16 protein-coding genes are annotated in these 14,802 nt (G+C 59.6%); 9 read left to right on the top strand and 7 right to left on the bottom strand.

The annotated features are described in order from the left end of the window. Positions 1-115 precede the first annotated feature (115 nt). Positions 116-640, top strand: a complete 525-nt coding sequence (locus ACFQZG_RS08490; protein ID WP_378151349.1) for a phosphatase PAP2 family protein — start codon at positions 116-118, stop codon at positions 638-640. Positions 641-704: 64 nt separating this feature from the next. Here ACFQZG_RS08490 and trmB read toward each other — a convergent pair whose 3' ends face one another. From trmB to ACFQZG_RS08460, 6 genes are all read right to left on the bottom strand, one after another. Further along, positions 705-1,490, bottom strand: a complete 786-nt coding sequence (gene trmB, locus ACFQZG_RS08485; protein WP_378151606.1) for a tRNA (guanosine(46)-N7)-methyltransferase TrmB — start codon at positions 1,488-1,490, stop codon at positions 705-707. 29 nt (positions 1,491-1,519) lie between these two features. Beyond that, positions 1,520-2,164, bottom strand: coding sequence for a phosphatase PAP2 family protein (locus ACFQZG_RS08480; protein WP_378151347.1), 645 nt, complete (start codon positions 2,162-2,164; stop codon positions 1,520-1,522). A gap of 93 nt (positions 2,165-2,257) precedes the next feature. After that, positions 2,258-2,947 (bottom strand): hypothetical protein, encoded by a 690-nt coding sequence (locus tag ACFQZG_RS08475; protein WP_378151345.1) that lies wholly within the window; start codon positions 2,945-2,947, stop codon positions 2,258-2,260. Continuing rightward, the gene (locus ACFQZG_RS08470) at positions 2,944-3,840 is read right to left on the bottom strand and encodes an ABC transporter ATP-binding protein (protein WP_378151343.1); all 897 of its coding nucleotides are present in this window, start codon (positions 3,838-3,840) and stop codon (positions 2,944-2,946) included. Before ACFQZG_RS08470 ends, ACFQZG_RS08475 begins: the two co-directional genes overlap by 4 nt. Further along, complete coding sequence (locus ACFQZG_RS08465; RefSeq protein WP_378151342.1) at positions 3,837-4,208, bottom strand: GntR family transcriptional regulator; 372 nt, start codon at positions 4,206-4,208, stop codon at positions 3,837-3,839. The genes ACFQZG_RS08470 and ACFQZG_RS08465 overlap by 4 nt, the downstream gene beginning before the upstream one ends. A gap of 155 nt (positions 4,209-4,363) precedes the next feature. Then, a complete protein-coding gene (locus ACFQZG_RS08460) occupies positions 4,364-4,552 on the bottom strand; it encodes a hypothetical protein (protein ID WP_378151340.1) in 189 nt (62 codons plus the stop codon). A gap of 375 nt (positions 4,553-4,927) precedes the next feature. Between ACFQZG_RS08460 and mnmL the strand changes: the two genes are divergently transcribed. From mnmL to ACFQZG_RS08430, 6 genes are all read left to right on the top strand, one after another. Continuing rightward, entirely contained in the window at positions 4,928-5,920 is a 993-nt protein-coding gene (mnmL, locus tag ACFQZG_RS08455; RefSeq protein ID WP_378151338.1) for a tRNA modification radical SAM protein MnmL/YtqA, read from the top strand. Continuing rightward, positions 5,917-6,504 (top strand): tRNA 5-(aminomethyl)-2-thiouridylate-methyltransferase MnmM, encoded by a 588-nt coding sequence (gene mnmM / locus ACFQZG_RS08450; protein ID WP_378151336.1) that lies wholly within the window; start codon positions 5,917-5,919, stop codon positions 6,502-6,504. Before mnmL ends, mnmM begins: the two co-directional genes overlap by 4 nt. A 27-nt stretch (positions 6,505-6,531) precedes the next feature. Continuing rightward, positions 6,532-6,930: a VOC family protein gene (locus ACFQZG_RS08445; RefSeq protein WP_378151334.1), complete on the top strand. Its 399-nt coding sequence runs from the start codon at positions 6,532-6,534 to the stop codon at positions 6,928-6,930. 4 nt (positions 6,931-6,934) lie between these two features. Further along, complete coding sequence (locus tag ACFQZG_RS08440) at positions 6,935-7,906, top strand: type I phosphomannose isomerase catalytic subunit (RefSeq protein WP_378151332.1); 972 nt, start codon at positions 6,935-6,937, stop codon at positions 7,904-7,906. A gap of 73 nt (positions 7,907-7,979) precedes the next feature. Beyond that, positions 7,980-8,468 carry a hypothetical protein gene (locus tag ACFQZG_RS08435; protein WP_378151330.1) on the top strand — a complete coding sequence of 163 codons (489 nt, stop codon included), beginning with the start codon at positions 7,980-7,982 and terminating at the stop codon, positions 8,466-8,468. A 9-nt stretch (positions 8,469-8,477) separates the two neighbouring features. Then, the gene (locus ACFQZG_RS08430) at positions 8,478-9,023 is read left to right on the top strand and encodes a MogA/MoaB family molybdenum cofactor biosynthesis protein (RefSeq protein ID WP_378151328.1); all 546 of its coding nucleotides are present in this window, start codon (positions 8,478-8,480) and stop codon (positions 9,021-9,023) included. A gap of 900 nt (positions 9,024-9,923) precedes the next feature. Here the strand turns inward: ACFQZG_RS08430 and ACFQZG_RS08425 are convergent. Beyond that, positions 9,924-10,889: an acetylxylan esterase gene (locus tag ACFQZG_RS08425; protein WP_378151326.1), complete on the bottom strand. Its 966-nt coding sequence runs from the start codon at positions 10,887-10,889 to the stop codon at positions 9,924-9,926. A 202-nt stretch (positions 10,890-11,091) separates the two neighbouring features. Here ACFQZG_RS08425 and ACFQZG_RS08420 point away from each other — a divergent pair, with 202 nt between their 5' ends. Then, the gene (locus tag ACFQZG_RS08420) at positions 11,092-12,957 is read left to right on the top strand and encodes a sensor histidine kinase (protein ID WP_378151324.1); all 1,866 of its coding nucleotides are present in this window, start codon (positions 11,092-11,094) and stop codon (positions 12,955-12,957) included. Further along, positions 12,932-14,563, top strand: a complete 1,632-nt coding sequence (locus ACFQZG_RS08415; protein ID WP_378151322.1) for a response regulator — start codon at positions 12,932-12,934, stop codon at positions 14,561-14,563. The genes ACFQZG_RS08420 and ACFQZG_RS08415 overlap by 26 nt, the downstream gene beginning before the upstream one ends. Positions 14,564-14,802: the final 239 nt, after the last annotated feature.

Genomic DNA, 14,802 nt, shown 5'->3' with positions numbered 1-14,802 from the left:
GACGTTAACGGAATATCAATGGGCTCGTTAATACTCGGGTGACATACCGCGATTACAATGAAATCGAGCGAGTCGATCGCTTAATACGCGCACTGCTTGCCAAAGGAGAGGAACAATGAGCCGAATCTACCATTTGCTTCAGCAAGTCGAGCGACCTCTGTTCCTGCACGTCAACATGCGTTGGAATCGCGCGGCCTTGAATTGGTTGTTCCATGCGCTCACGATCATCGGCGGCGCGACATTCAGCCTGTCCATCTCCATCCTGCTCGGATGGTTAGCTCCGGAACCATGGCAAACCGTCGCGTGGCAAGCTTTCGCCGCGATCGTCGTCAGCCACGTCCCCGTCGCGATCGCCAAGCGCAGCATGCCCCGTCTTCGTCCGTACCAAGTGTTCCCGGGCATTAACACGAACAGCAAGCCGCTGAAGGACCCTTCGTTCCCGTCCGGCCATACGACGGCCGCGTTCTCCTTATTGACGCCATGGATGTTAGCCGAACCGCTGCTCATCCCGATCTTGCTTCCGATCGCCATCGGCGTCGCGTTGTCCCGCATCTACTTCGGCCTGCATTACCCGAGCGATACGGCCGCCGGCGCGTTGATCGGGGTCTGGACCGCCCTGCTGATGACGATGTGGATTTAACGAACGACAATGACCCCCTTATCCTCTTCGAGGAGTCGGGAGTCATTGTCATGTCGCGTTATCGTTATCGGTGATCCGATTCGTATTCTTCTTGGCTGATGGCGTCGAGCGTAACCGCGCCGTCCCGCTTCCGTTCACGCGCAAGCTCGCCCGCGACGTTCCGCCGGTGCTCGGCGACGATCTTCTCGCCGATGACCGCCTCCAGCCGATAGATCGGCATGCCTTGGCCGACGAACTTCGTCTCGTATTCCGTCAGGACGAGGTCTTCGCGAAGACCGTGGCGGTGCAGATCGAGCGAGACGTTGCGCATCTGCAACTCCGTATTCGAGAAGCTGTTAAGCGAATACTCGAACAGGCTGAGCGAGTCCGTCTTGAAGTGGATTTGGCCGATATCGCTGAGCGCCTTCTTGTATTTCTCCAGAAACCGCGGATGCGTCAATCGCCGGCGGGCATGCTTCGACTTCGGCCAAGGATCGCTGAAGTTCAAGTAAATCCGCTCGAGCTCGCCGGGTTCGAACATCGTCTCCAAGTTCTCCGCGTTGCCTCTGACAAGCCCCAGGTTCGGCACTTCGTCCATTTGCTTCTCGCTCTTCCACAGCGCTCTCGCCTTCTCGCAGCCGCGTCTAAGCAATTCGTCGTAAATATCCATGCCCAGGTAGTTCACGTTCGGGTTATTCAAGCTCATTCGGCTGATGAACTGGCCTTTGCCCATGCCGATCTCGATGTGGATCGGATTGTCGTTCTCGAAAAACTCGCTCCACTTGCCCTTAAGCTCCTGCGGCTCGAGTACGACCAAGTCGGGCTGTTGCTCCAGACTTTCCCGTATATTCTTCCTGCCGCGCAATCGCATTGCCATTGCCTTCCATCCTCCCGCGAATCTTATGCGCTCCGGCGACGCCGGACCGTCCGTTCGAACACCTCGGCGGACACGCCCAGCAGCGCCCCGCTGACCAAGTACCCTCCGATGACGTCGCTCGGATAATGAACGCCCAAGTAAATCCGGCTGATGCCGATGCCCAGCGTCATGATCAAACCGATCGCGATCATGAGGCCCCTGCCCCAACCGCTCGGAATATGCCGCCACAGCAGGTAAGCCAAGACGCCGTACAGCGCGAACGCCGCCGTGCTATGACCGCTGGGAAAGCTGTACCCCGCTTGTTCGACGAGCCGGTGGATGTCCGGACGATCGCGCTGGAAAGTGACTTTAAGCAGCTTGTTCAGGGCAGCCGAGCCCGCGACGACAATAACGAACAGAATCAGTTCCTTCCGATGGCCGAATACCGCGGCCAGCAAGACGATCGCGACCAGTGAGATCGCGACGACCGCGAGCGTCGAGCCCAGCCACGAGAACGTTTCCATCATGCTCGTCAGACCCGGCGATTCCCAGCCCTGCACGTATCGGATCGTGTCGTCGTCCATGAATCCGGCTTTGCCGGCCAGTACGATCGCGCTCACGTAGATGAATATGGCGGCCGCGATGACTGCCCACGTCGAACCGCGCCTCCAATGAGAACGATTGATCATTCCCGCCTTCGCTCCCCGTCTCTCTTTGTAATCAAACCAAAGTTTAGCATGAATGTCGGGGAAAGTGTAGCGAGCGGGCGAAGGCGGCTACGATTATACGGTCGCTTTGCGAAGAAGCATATAGGAAATCAGCGCATACGCGACGGTCAACGGCAGCAGATACGCGGACAGCTCGACGGCGGTGGACGGATGGTTCTCGATCCAGCGCCCGATATCGTCCCAGCGTTCATAGTAGTTGATCAGGAACCCCGCGATCGTCAGCACGACCGACAGCGCGGTGAAGACCGCGAAGATTCCGTTCCTGCCCAGCTTGCGATGAATGCTCCCGAACAAGAATCCGGTCATGAACAAGTGCATAATGAAGCCGAAATGGGACCACCATTGCCCAAGCGCGCCTCCGTCCGTCAAATAAGCGAGATTGAAGAACGTGAGGTCGACGCCCCAGCCCGCGATCCAATCCGCTTCGATCTTCGCCAGCAGCACGAGCAGCAGGGAGAAAGCCGCGCTTAAGGCGCCGATCGCTGACAGGGTGCCGAGCATATAGTCCCGGCGCCGGACGGAGAAGCCGATGGCGAACGGGAACGTCTGCGATACGCTTACGATGCCCACGACGAGCAAATAAATATAGATGGAGGCCAAACCGCCCGTCGTAATCGGAACGTTGGCGATCCCGGCAATGGCCAGGTTCACCGCGAAGCTGATTCCGAGAATGAACCATGGCGTGTAGAACCAGCCTAACCGGTCTCTAAGATACATTCTAACGACGCCCGCTATTCGATTCATCGCGCGTTCGCCTCCTTTGCGCCCTCGTTATGTTTCGTCATATGGACGATAAGCTGCTGCAGCGACACCGGCGCAAGCTCGAGACCGAGCTGCTCGGCCTGCCGCCGGTCGTCCGCGTCCAGCCGCCCGACGAACGTGACCGATGCCAGTCCGCCCATCGACTCGCGATGGATGACTTGACGGCCCATCGCGAACGCCTCGGCTTTGGAAGCCGCGCCGACGACCGTCGAAGCTTGGCCGCGAAGGTCGTCCGCGTCCTCGTTCAGAATGATCTCGCCTTGGTCGATGACGATGACGTGCTCGAGCAGGTTGCTCACTTCGTCGATGAGATGCGTCGACAGCACGACCGTGCGAGGATTCTCGGCGTAATCCTCCAGCAGCCGGTCGTAGAAGATGCTGCGAGCGACCGCGTCGAGGCCGATGTACGGCTCGTCGAAGATCGTCAGCGGCGCGCGGCTCGCCAAGCCGACGATGATGCCGACCGAGGACAGCATGCCGCGGGACAGCTTCTTCATTTTCCGCTTCAGCGGGAGCCTGAATTGCTCGGCCAACTCGAGCGCGAATGCCCGGTCCCAATTCGGGAAGAAGGAGGACGATATCTCGAGGACGTCGGCGATGCGGAACGTGTCCGGATACCGCTGGCTCTCCTTAATGAAGCAAGTCTTCGAGAGCACCCGGTCGTTCTCGTAAGGCGCCTCGCCGAACACGCGGATGTCCCCGCTCGTCGGAAACGCTTGCGCCGTGATCATATGCATGATCGTCGTCTTGCCCGCGCCGTTGCGCCCGAGCAGGCCGTAGATCTTGTTCTCCTGCAGCTCGAAGCTGACGCCCTTGACCGCTGCTTGGTCCTTGTAATGCTTCGTAAGCGACTTGACTTCGACGACATTGCTCATCGTGCATGCCCTCCCCTGCGGATCATATCCGTTAATTGCTCTACCGTAATGCCGAGCTTCTCCGCTTCCCGGATCATCGTCAAGACGTATTGCTCGAAGAACTGTTCCTTCCGCTGCTCCATCAACCGCGCTCTCGCGCCCGTTGCCACGAACATGCCGATCCCTCTCTTCTTGTACAGAATGCCTTGATCCACGAGCAGATTGACGCCTTTCGCCGCCGTTGCCGGGTTGATCTGGTAGAATGCCGCGAATTGATTCGTCGAGGGCACCTGCGATTCTTCAGGCAAGCCTTCGTCGATAATGTCGTTCTCGATGCGTTCCGCGATTTGCACGAAGATCGGGCGGTCGTCGTCCATTTGTAAGGTCATGCGTCCACCACCACCACGTTAGTTGGTTAGTTACTCATGTAATTAACCATACAAGCAACGAGGCGAGATGTCAATACCCGAATCGGAAAATAGGCGCAAAAAAGCCGGTTGCCCCGCGAGGGACACCCGGCTGACGGTATGGGATCGGCGAACGGTTAGTTCAACGGGCGATGATCTTCGATGTCGTAATGATCTTCCAGCGCGACTTGCAGCTTCTTCTTCGCCGATACTTCGACGTTATGGTTGTTATGGAACTTGATGCCCGACAGGGCCATTATTTCCTTCAACGTCAACTCGACCTTAACCGTATCGTCCCCTTGCGGAATGCGTACGACCATACTCATTCTAATCACTCTCCAATTCATGTTTGTTTCGCTCGACCAGCGTAAACCCGGATATGGAATTGGCAATGGAAATTGCGGCGACTAATCGGAATATGTCAGGTTTGTTTATTGATTTGGCGCACTTTTAATATAACACATCATGTTAGGTATTGCAAGAAGGAAAGCGCTGACAAACGCCCGAATTTCCATGTCTATTGGCGATGAATAACTGCTCTACCTATCGGATAACGGGAACGAATCGGACCTGGCGCATCATCGGTAAGCGGCCGCGGCTACGGTTCTCTCGCAATTTCCCCGTATTTTCGCTACAATGAATACCGACATAACGGCTGCCGCCGGCAAGCGGGACGCCGATGAATAAGGACGGATGCAACGATGGCACTAACGAATTCGCGATCGCCGCTGCTCTGGGCAGACAAGCGGTTTCATACATGGAACTACGAAATGAGAGAGGCATTCGGAGAGAAGACTTTCAAAGTCATGCTCGACGCGGGATTCACGTGCCCGAACCGGGACGGAACGATCGCCGCGGGCGGCTGCACGTTCTGTTCTACGCGCGGCTCCGGCGACTTCGCGGGTAGCAGGCGCGACGACCTGGTGACGCAATTCAATACGATCCGCGACCGCCAGCACCTGAAGTGGCCCGGCGCGAAGTACATCGGCTATTTCCAGGCGTACACGAACACGTACGCGCCGGTCGAGACGCTGCGCGAATACTACGAGGTCATTCTGGAGCAGCCCGGTGTCGTCGGCCTGTCGATCGCGACCCGTCCGGACTGCTTGCCGGACGACGTCGTCGATTATTTGGCGGAGTTGAACGAGCGGACGTACCTGTGGGTCGAGATGGGCTTGCAGACGATTCACGAATCGACGTCCGAGCTGATCAACCGCGCCCACGACACGGAATGCTTCCGGGACGCGGTGCGGCGGTTGCGCGAGCGCGGCATCCGGGTATGCGCGCACGTCATCCACGGCTTGCCGGGCGAGACGCGCGAGATGATGCTCGAGACGGTGCAAGCCGTCGCGGAGATGGACGTTCAGGGGATCAAGATCCACCTGCTCCACCTCATGCGCAAGACGCCGATGGTTCGCCAATGGAATGCGGGCCTGCTGCGGTTCCTGGAACAGGACGAGTACGTGAGCCTCGTCGTCGATTCGCTCGAGCTGCTCCCTCCGGATATGATCGTCCACCGGCTGACGGGAGACGCGCCGCGGGACTTGCTCATCGGCCCGATGTGGAGCCTGCGCAAGTGGGAAGTGCTGAACGCGATCGACGCGGAGCTCGTCCGTCGCGACAGTTGGCAAGGCAAGGCATGGAAAGGCCGGACGGGGAAAGAACAAGCCGCGACGGCGGAGGTGATGGAATGAGTTCGGGATTCTTGTCCGTGCTCAGCCAGGCGCAGCGCTTCGTGACGGAGCGCGCGCGCGCCGGCGAGCCGGTAATCGACGCGACGGCGGGCGGCGGCGTCGACACGCTCTTCCTGGCGAGGCACGTCGGGGAAGCGGGCCGCGTGTTCGCCTTCGACGTGCAGGAAGCGGCGCTTGCGCGCACGCAAGCGCGCCTCCATACGGCCGGCGCGGCCGGCGATAGGCTGGCGACGGCGGAGCTGCTGCTCGCCGGACACGAGCAGATGACCTCGCTCGTGCCGTCCGAATATCACGGTCGGATCGCCGCGGTCATGTTCAACCTCGGCTACTTGCCAGGCGCCGGAAGGGAACTCACGACGCAGACTGACACGACGCTGATCGCCTTGGTGGCGGCGCTGCTGCTCCTTCGAAGCGGCGGCGTGCTGACGATCGTCGTCTACCCCGGCCACGAAGGCGGAGACGCGGAAGCGGCCGCGGTAGAGGAATGGGCTTCCTCCGTTCCCTCTTCGATCGGCCAGTGCGTCATGTACCGGTTTCCGCAGAAGACGGCTTCGCCTTATCTGATCGCGGTCGTCAAGAAATAATCGATAGATTACGGGAGGAATGACGGGATGGCAGTCCGCAAAATCGAGCACGTCGGCATTATGGTCAGCTCATTGGAACGCTCGATCGCCTTTTACGAGAACGTCGTAGGATTAAAGTATTTGGAGACGCTGCTGCATACGAACGGCGTCATTCGGCTCGCCTTCCTCGCGTTCCCGGACTCGCTGGATACCGAAGTGGAGCTGATCGAAGGGTATACGGGTTCGCTTGCCCGCGAAGGCCGCGTCCACCATATCGCTTTCACCGTCGATAATCTCGACGAGGAATTCGCGCGCGTCGGCGCGTTGAACGTCGAAGGCTTGGACGAGAGCATCACGACGTTGCCGAACGGCAGCCGCTACTTCTTCTTCAGCGGACCGGACGGCGAATCGCTCGAATTTTTCCAATCTACCCGAGGGGGCAATTAATCCGATGTCGAACATTCAACCTTATCCGCTTCATTTTAAACCGGAATTCAAAGAGAGAGTATGGGGAGGCCGCGCGTTGGAGCGCTTCGGCTTCGAAGTTCCGCAAGGCGCGATCGGCGAAGGCTGGATGATCGCCGATCATCCGAACGGCATCTCGCACGTTACGAACGGCTCCTTGGCCGGCAAAGGACTGGACGAAATCCGCGAGCTCGTCGGTGCGGCATGGTTCGGCGCCAAAGGCTCGATCGAAGGTGCCCGCTTCCCGCTGCTCATCAAGCTGCTCGATTGCAACGACGACTTGTCCGTTCAAGTGCATCCGAACGATCACTACGACCGGCTGCCGAAGGGCGAGCTCGGCAAGACGGAGATGTGGTACGTGCTGAGCGCTGCCCCGGGCGCCAAAATCATTTACGGACTGAAGCCGGGAACGGATCGCGACGCGTTGGCGAAGGCGATCGAGGAAGGCCGCATCATGGACAGTTTGCAGGAAGTATCCGTGAAAGCGGGCGATACGTTCTACATTCCCGCCGGCACCGTACATGCGCTCTGCGCGGGCGTCGTCGTCGCGGAAATCCAGCAAAACTCGGATACGACGTACCGGCTGTACGACTATAACCGCCCGGGCCTCGACGGCAACATGCGCGAGCTTCACGTCGAAGACTCGCTGAACGTCATCGCGTACGAGGAGACGGGCGCCTCGCGCATGTCGACCGACGGCGCGAAGCCGAACGAATGGCTGACGCTCGCCTCCTCTCCTTACTTCGTTACGGATAAAGGCATCGTGACCGGCGAATGGCCGCAATCGACGAACGGCGACAGCTTCGTCATCGTCATCGTCGCGGAAGGCTCGGGCAGCATCGGATGGGACAGCGGCGTCGTGGACGCTCGCGCTGGCGACTGCTTCCTGCTTCCGGCGAATCTCGGACGCTATGCCCTGAACGGCGCAATGACCGTCCTTCGGAGCGTGCTTCCGTAAAGGAGTTCGACGGAAATTGTCGAATGAGTAAGCAGGAAGTCACTTCACATCGGCGTCGAAAGGACGGATTGGCATGCGTCAACGATTGATCATGGCCGGGTTGGGCGCGGGAGTATGGGCGGTATCGACGCTGTTCTTCTTGCTGCTGGGCGATTGGATTCTACCGAGCGAGGGCGAGCAGCTCGGCTCGGCCCTGTTCCTGCTGTTATTGCTTACGTTCTTGCTGCTCATCGGCGCGGCGGTCGTCGTCCGACTGCGCGTATTCCGCGAGAAAGGCTCCGCGACGCGATTCGGATTCGTGGCTACCGTCATCGGACTTGCGCTCAACTCGTTCGTGATCGCGAACCGGGATTCGGTGTTCACGAAGTTCGACTCGTTCCAGCACCAGTCGTTCACCGTATGGATGACGGCCGCTTACGCACTTACGCTCGTCATCCCCGCGATCGTCGACCGGTTGATCAAGGAGCCGGAGCGCGAGGAACGTTCGCCTCACGGACAGGAGCCGGGCTCGTCGGACTCGGAGCACTCGGCTAGCAATGCCCATGCCGGGTCGGCGGAATAGGCGGGAACGATGACGGATAAGCCGATCTCCCCTTCCTCTTCTCCCTCGACGGAGCAGCATCGCAGGGAAGCGCCGGGCTCCGTAGCCTGCGCGATCATTACGGTGTCCGACACGCGCACGCCGGAGACGGACGCGAGCGGGCAGCTCATTCGTCGCTTGTTGGAAGAGCGCGGCTACGAAGTAGCCGGTTATTCGATCGTGAAGGACGATTACGAGGGAATACGGACGTTGCTGCTGGAAGCTGCGGCGGATCCGTCCACGGAAGCGGTGCTGCTGAACGGCGGCACCGGCATCGCCGGGCGGGACACGACGTACGAGGCGGTACGTTCGGTGCTCGAGAAGGAGATGCCCGGTTTCGGGGAAATTTTCCGGATGCTCAGCTTCACGGAGGATATCGGCTCGGCGGCGATCCTGTCGCGGGCGATCGCCGGCACGATCGGCCGGACCGCCGTCTTCTCGATGCCAGGCTCGACGGGGGCGGTGCGGCTCGCGATGACGCGGCTCATCGTGCCTGAGCTCGGGCACGTGATGCGTGAGTTGTACAAGGACAAGTGATGCTGGCGTTAAATAGGGACAAGTGACGCGAGAAGGCGCAAGGGCCGCGAGGCTCTTGCGCCTTTATTGTTGTTATTGCAATGAACTACGTGCTTGTAACGGTGCGTGGCACCGTTGCAAGTACGAATACGCGGCTGGCGTCGCTCTAACGGTGCGCGGTACCGTTGCAGGCAAGTTCCCGCGGCCGGCGTCGCTCTAACGGTGCGTGGCACCGTTGCAGACAAGATCCCGCGGCCGGCGTCGCTCTAACGGTGCGTGGCACCGTTGCAGACAAGATCCCGCGGCCGGCGTCGCTCTAACGGTGCGTGGCACCGTTGCAGGCACGATTCCGCGGCCGGAGACGCTCTAACGGTGCGTGGCACCGTTGCAGACAAGATCCCGCGGCCGGCGTCGCTCTAACGGCACCGTGCGCGATCTAATGACAAATTAATGTTGTCGAGTCGCGTTGCTAGAGCAAATAGACCGACGGAAGCGGTATATGGCGACGGAACGTCGGAAGACGGCGATTTAGCGCTGTGTGGTAGCGTTACTTCGGCGGTTCCGCCGGCTTCGGCGATTTAGCGCTGTGTAGCAGCGTTATTTCGGCGGTTACGCCGGCTTCGGCGATTTAGCGCTGTGTGGCAGCGTTATTTTGGCGGTTCCGCCGGCATAGGCGATTTAGCGCTGTGTGGCAGCGTTATTTCGGCGGTTCTGCCGGCATAGGCGATTTAGCGCTGTGTGGCAGCGTTATTTTGGCGGTTCCACCGGCTTCGGCGATTTAACGCTGTGTGGCAGCGTTATTTCGGCGGTTCCGCCGGCTTCGGCGATTTAGCGCTGTGTGGCAGCGTTATTTCGGCGGTTCCACCGGCTTCGGCGATTTAGCGCTGTGTGGCAGCGTTATTGCGCTGATAACGTCGCAAATTACCCCAGCAGCCTCTCGGCGATGAACGCCATCGCCCTCCGGTTCTGGTCGCCGGTTACCGTATGGCCGGAGAACGGCGACGGCACGATCCGCTTGTCGCACTCGATCCGGTTGTACGCCGCGTAGATCGTCTCGGGCATCGTGACCGGATCCTTCAGCCCGACGCTGACGAACAACGGAATGCGGACGCGGTGCGCGAGGTTCAGATTGTCGTAATAGCTCAGCGTCTCCAACACCGCATCCAAGTGCTCGGGGAACCGCTCGCAGAACGAGGCGGCCTCGGTCAGCGCGCTGCTCGAGTTCAAGATGCCGAAGTCCATCTGGCACATGTTCGGAACGTGCGCGACCGCGATCGCCGGCTTGTCCGACAACGCCGCCGCGATGAGCGCGAGGCCGCCGCCCTGGCTGCCGCCCTGCGCGCAGATGCGCGACGGATCGACCTCCGGCTGCTCGCTCGCCCAATCGAGCGCCTTGATCGCGTCAAGCGTGATCGCCTTATAGTAACAGGTGTCGCGATGCAGGATGCCTTGCGTGATCCACCCTTTGGCCATGCCGTGGCGCTGCGGGTTCAAGTTGCCCGTCTCTCCGTTCTGCCCGCGCACGTCGATCGCGAATACCGCGACGCCCATCAGGATGAACGACGCGTAATCCTCGGGATAGCCTCTGCTCCCCGTATACCCGTGATAGAGCACGACGCAAGGCACCTTTTCCCCCGTCTCCGCCGCCTGCCTAGGCAAGATATACCAACCGTGAATCGGCGTATCGTCGAAGCCCTCGTAAGACACTTTGTATACCGTCATCGCGGAGTACGGCGTATCGATTCGGACGCGCGTCGAGCGAAGCGGCTTGTTCGCGAACGCGGACAGCGTCGCGTCCCAGTAACTGTCCAAATCCGGCCGTGCGGTCAGAGGAGGCGATAACCTCTCCAGGTCTTCGATTCTTCTGGCGATCGCATTGCTGTACATACGGCTTTGAGCCCCTTTCGTGCCCCTCTTCGGGCATCGGATACGAATACTTCCATCATATCCCTGGCTCGCGCGCTCGACAATATCCGTTTTTGCCCATGCGCATATACTTTTTGTCATTCGTTCCCTGCCCCGACGTCTCCGCGAACGTCATTGTCTGGTATACTAAGTTCTACTATTACTTAAGTCGTGGGTGAAGCGCATGAGAGCGTTGTTCTCTCCGTTCCGTAACTTCTCGCTGCAGCGCAAAATGTTGACGCTCATCATTCCGCTTCTCATCGTGACCGTCGGCATTACGGGGCTATACGCCTATAACATCGCCTCCAAGGAAGTCATCGCCAAAAACCGGCAAACCCAGCTAAGCATCGCCGTCAAGACGAAGGACCAACTCGACTATTTCGCCAATAGCACGCTGAGTTTCTCTAACTATATTTTCCTCAACCCGACCGTTCAGGAAATGGTCGCCGCAGGCGGCAATTCCAGCGCCCAGCGTGAGCTCGTCGTCAAGTCGCTCGTCCCGCTCATGGTATCCGGCGAGACGATCCAATCGATGCTGCTATACCCGACCGTGACGGACCGCGATTACGCCGCGCCGTTCGCCATCACGTATACGGGTATCGCCGAAGCGATCGGCTACGAGCAATTCAAGGACACTTCCTACTTCCAGAAGTACATCACCTCCCCGAGCAACCTCGTGTGGGACATGCTCCGGCCGGAGGACAACGTGCTGACCGGCGATTCGCACTACAAGATCGTCCTGCTGAAGCCGTACAGGGACTTGGTCACCTACAACCGCAACGGACTGCTCGTCATCGGCATGGATGCCGACCGCCTGAGCCGCAGCCTCTACAACGACTCGGTCGAGGCGGTGCAATGTATCCTCGACGTATACGGTACCGTCCTCGCTGCTACGGATATGAGCTGGATCGGCCAGCCGATCACGGAACTCCCCTTCTTCAAGGAGGCAAGCGGCGGCGCGACGGACGTCCCTCCGTTCGCGGCGCTCGACCTGCTGAAGCGCAGGGACAATCTGATCGTCTCCGATTCGGTATCCGGCGTGACGGGCTGGCACTCGGTCGTCATCCAAGACCGCAGTACCCTGTTGAGCGAGCTCGACCATATCGGCTCGGCGACGATGTCGATCATCGTGATCGTCAGCTGCGTCACGATTCTGCTGTTCTGGATTATCGCGCGGATCATCACGAACCCGCTCAAGAAGCTGACGCTGTCGATGAAGGCGCTGCAGAGCGGCGACTTCTCTCAGCGCGTGCATTTTACCGGCAACGACGAGGTCGGACGGCTCGGGCACTTGTACAACACGATGGTCGGGCGGATCAAGCTGCTCATCGACGACGTGTACGCTTCGTCTCTGAAGCAGCGCGAGGCCGAGCTCAAGGCGCTGCAATCGCAGATTAACCCGCATTTCCTGTACAACACGCTGAATATGATTCACTGGACCGCCCTGCAGAAGAACGATCAAGAAATCTCCGAGATGGTCGTCTCGTTATCGCACGTGTTCCGGCTAAGCCTCAATAGCGGGAACGACTACGTCGATCTGTCGCACGAGATCGAGCTCGTCCGTCACTACTTGTTCCTTCAGAAGAAGCGTTACCCGCAGCGGCTGCATTTCGAGATCGAGACGGATCCGGAGCTGAAGCACTTCCAGATGCCGAAGCTGCTGCTGCAGCCGCTCGTCGAGAACGCGATCATCCATGCGATCGAGCCGTCCGAAGGCACTTGCAATATCCACGTTACGGCCGCGCGCGAAGAAGACGATCAAGGCGGAAGCTGGGTCGTGCTCGAGGTGTCCGACAACGGGCCGGGCATTCCGGAGGCGAAGCTCGGCGAGCTCCTTAGGGAAGGCAAGCCTTCCTCGGCGAAGGACGTGCAGCTCGGCACCTCCCCTTCCAGGTCGGGCATGGCGCTGGCGAACATCAGGGAGCGGCTGACGCTGTTCTACGAGCACGCCGAACTCGACATTCAGAGCAAGGAAGGCATCGGCACGAGAGTGCGCATACGAATTCGGCAAGGAGAGGGAACGGATGGCGTTAAAAATGGTCGTGGCTGAAGACGAGCAATCGTTCCGAGAAGGACTGATCTCGATCGTCGATTGGCACATGTACGATATCGAAATATGCGGCGTCGCGGAGAACGGGCGCCAAGCGCTCGAGATGATCGAAAGGGAGCGGCCCGACCTGCTCCTCACCGATATCCGGATGCCGTATTTGAACGGATTGGAGCTCATCCAGCAAGCGAAGGCGGCCGGCGCCAAGTTCCATGCCGTGCTGATTACCGGTTACAACGAATTCGAATATGCCAGGGAAGCGATCAAGCTCGGCGTCACAGACTACTTGCTGAAGCCCTGCATGCCCGGCGACATCGTCAAGGTCATCATGGAAGTGAAGCGGAAAATCGATCAGTCCGAAGCGGACAAGCCTTACGCCGAAGAGATGAACCGGACGTGGAACCGGAATATCCATCTGCTCAAGAACCAGATCCTTACGCAATGGATTCTTCAGCCTCGCATGCCGCTCGAGAACCGGGCTATCGTCATGCGGGAAGTCGATATGGCGCTTCGGCCGGAACCGTTCGAGCTAGGCCTCGTCCGCATGGACATCGACGAGAACAAGCCCCCGTACGAGTCGAGGCGCGACCTGGAGCTGATCCGTTACGCGGTCCAGAACATCGCCGGCGAGTCGCTCGAACCGATCTACGGCGGCAAGCTGGAAGTGTTCCGCCACGGCGAAGACTTGCTCTGGATCGGCAATCTTCCGGAGAACGAGACGGACGGCGCCGAACGTTCGGAAGCTGCGCTCAGGCTGCTGAAGATCAACGTGGAATCGCACGTGAAGCTGTCGATCAGCGTCTCCGTCAGCTCGGCGCACGCGTCGGTGAACGACGCGCACGTCGCCTATCAGGAAGCGCTCGAGGCCATGGAGTCCCGCTTCTATCAAGGTCGCGGCGGGATCTACAGGCACGCGGACATCGATCGCGGCCAATCCGCCGCGACGTCGATACTCGACGATGCGTACTTGCAGCAGTGGGAGAAGGAATTGCTCGTTCAATTGCAGAATGAGCAGTACGGGGAAGCGGTGGACGGCATCGAAGCCGGCATGCGCTACTTAAGGGAGCAAGCCGTCTATTCGCGGGCGGAGATCATCGTGCGGGTCACGAGCCTCATTCTCGAGATTCAGAAGATCGCCAAGGAGCGCGCCGGCGCGATCGAATGGCAGGACGGCATCGTCGATTGGATGCAGCGGATGCCGGAGATGAAGTCGCTCGACGAATGCGCGTCGATCCTGACGAAGCTCGTGCAGAGCTTCGCCGCGGCGGCGCTCAGCCGCAGGACGCTTCACCGCACGGTGCAGGCGACGCTCGAGCTGATCAAGGCGAAGTACGGCACGAACTTGACGCTCGAGTACGCGGCCAAGGAGACGTTCGTCAGCAACACTTACTTAAGCTCGCTGTTCAAGCAGGAGATGGGCGTCGGTTTCCTCGACTACCTTCACCAATACCGGGTCGAACGAGCCAAGGAGCTGCTGCGCGAGAACTATAAGGTGTACGCGGTCGCCAAGCTCGTCGGTTACCAGGAGGAGCGCCACTTCAGCTCGACGTTCAAGAAGTGGACGGGATTGACGCCGAGCCAGTACCAGAAGGGTTATGTGGGGGAATAAGGTTCTGCGGCGGCGGTAGTTTAGCGGCCTTGGAGGCCCTTATTCCGGCGCACGGACCGGTTTGCTCCGATTTAGCGGCCTTGGAGGCCCTTATTCCGACGCACGGACGGGATTTCTCCGATTTAGCGGCCTTGGAGACCCTTATTCCGGCGCACGGTCGGGGTTGCTCCGATTTAGCGGCCTTGGAGGCCCTTATTCCGACGCGGCGACCGCTACCGTACGTCAACGGTAACAACGGT

Origin of the sequence: Cohnella sp. GCM10027633 (genome assembly GCF_042675445.1) — a bacterium.
Lineage (GTDB): Bacteria > Bacillota > Bacilli > Paenibacillales > Paenibacillaceae > Cohnella.
The sequence above is the reverse complement of the archived record's forward strand: the minus strand, read 5'-3'. Positions and strand labels throughout refer to the sequence as shown.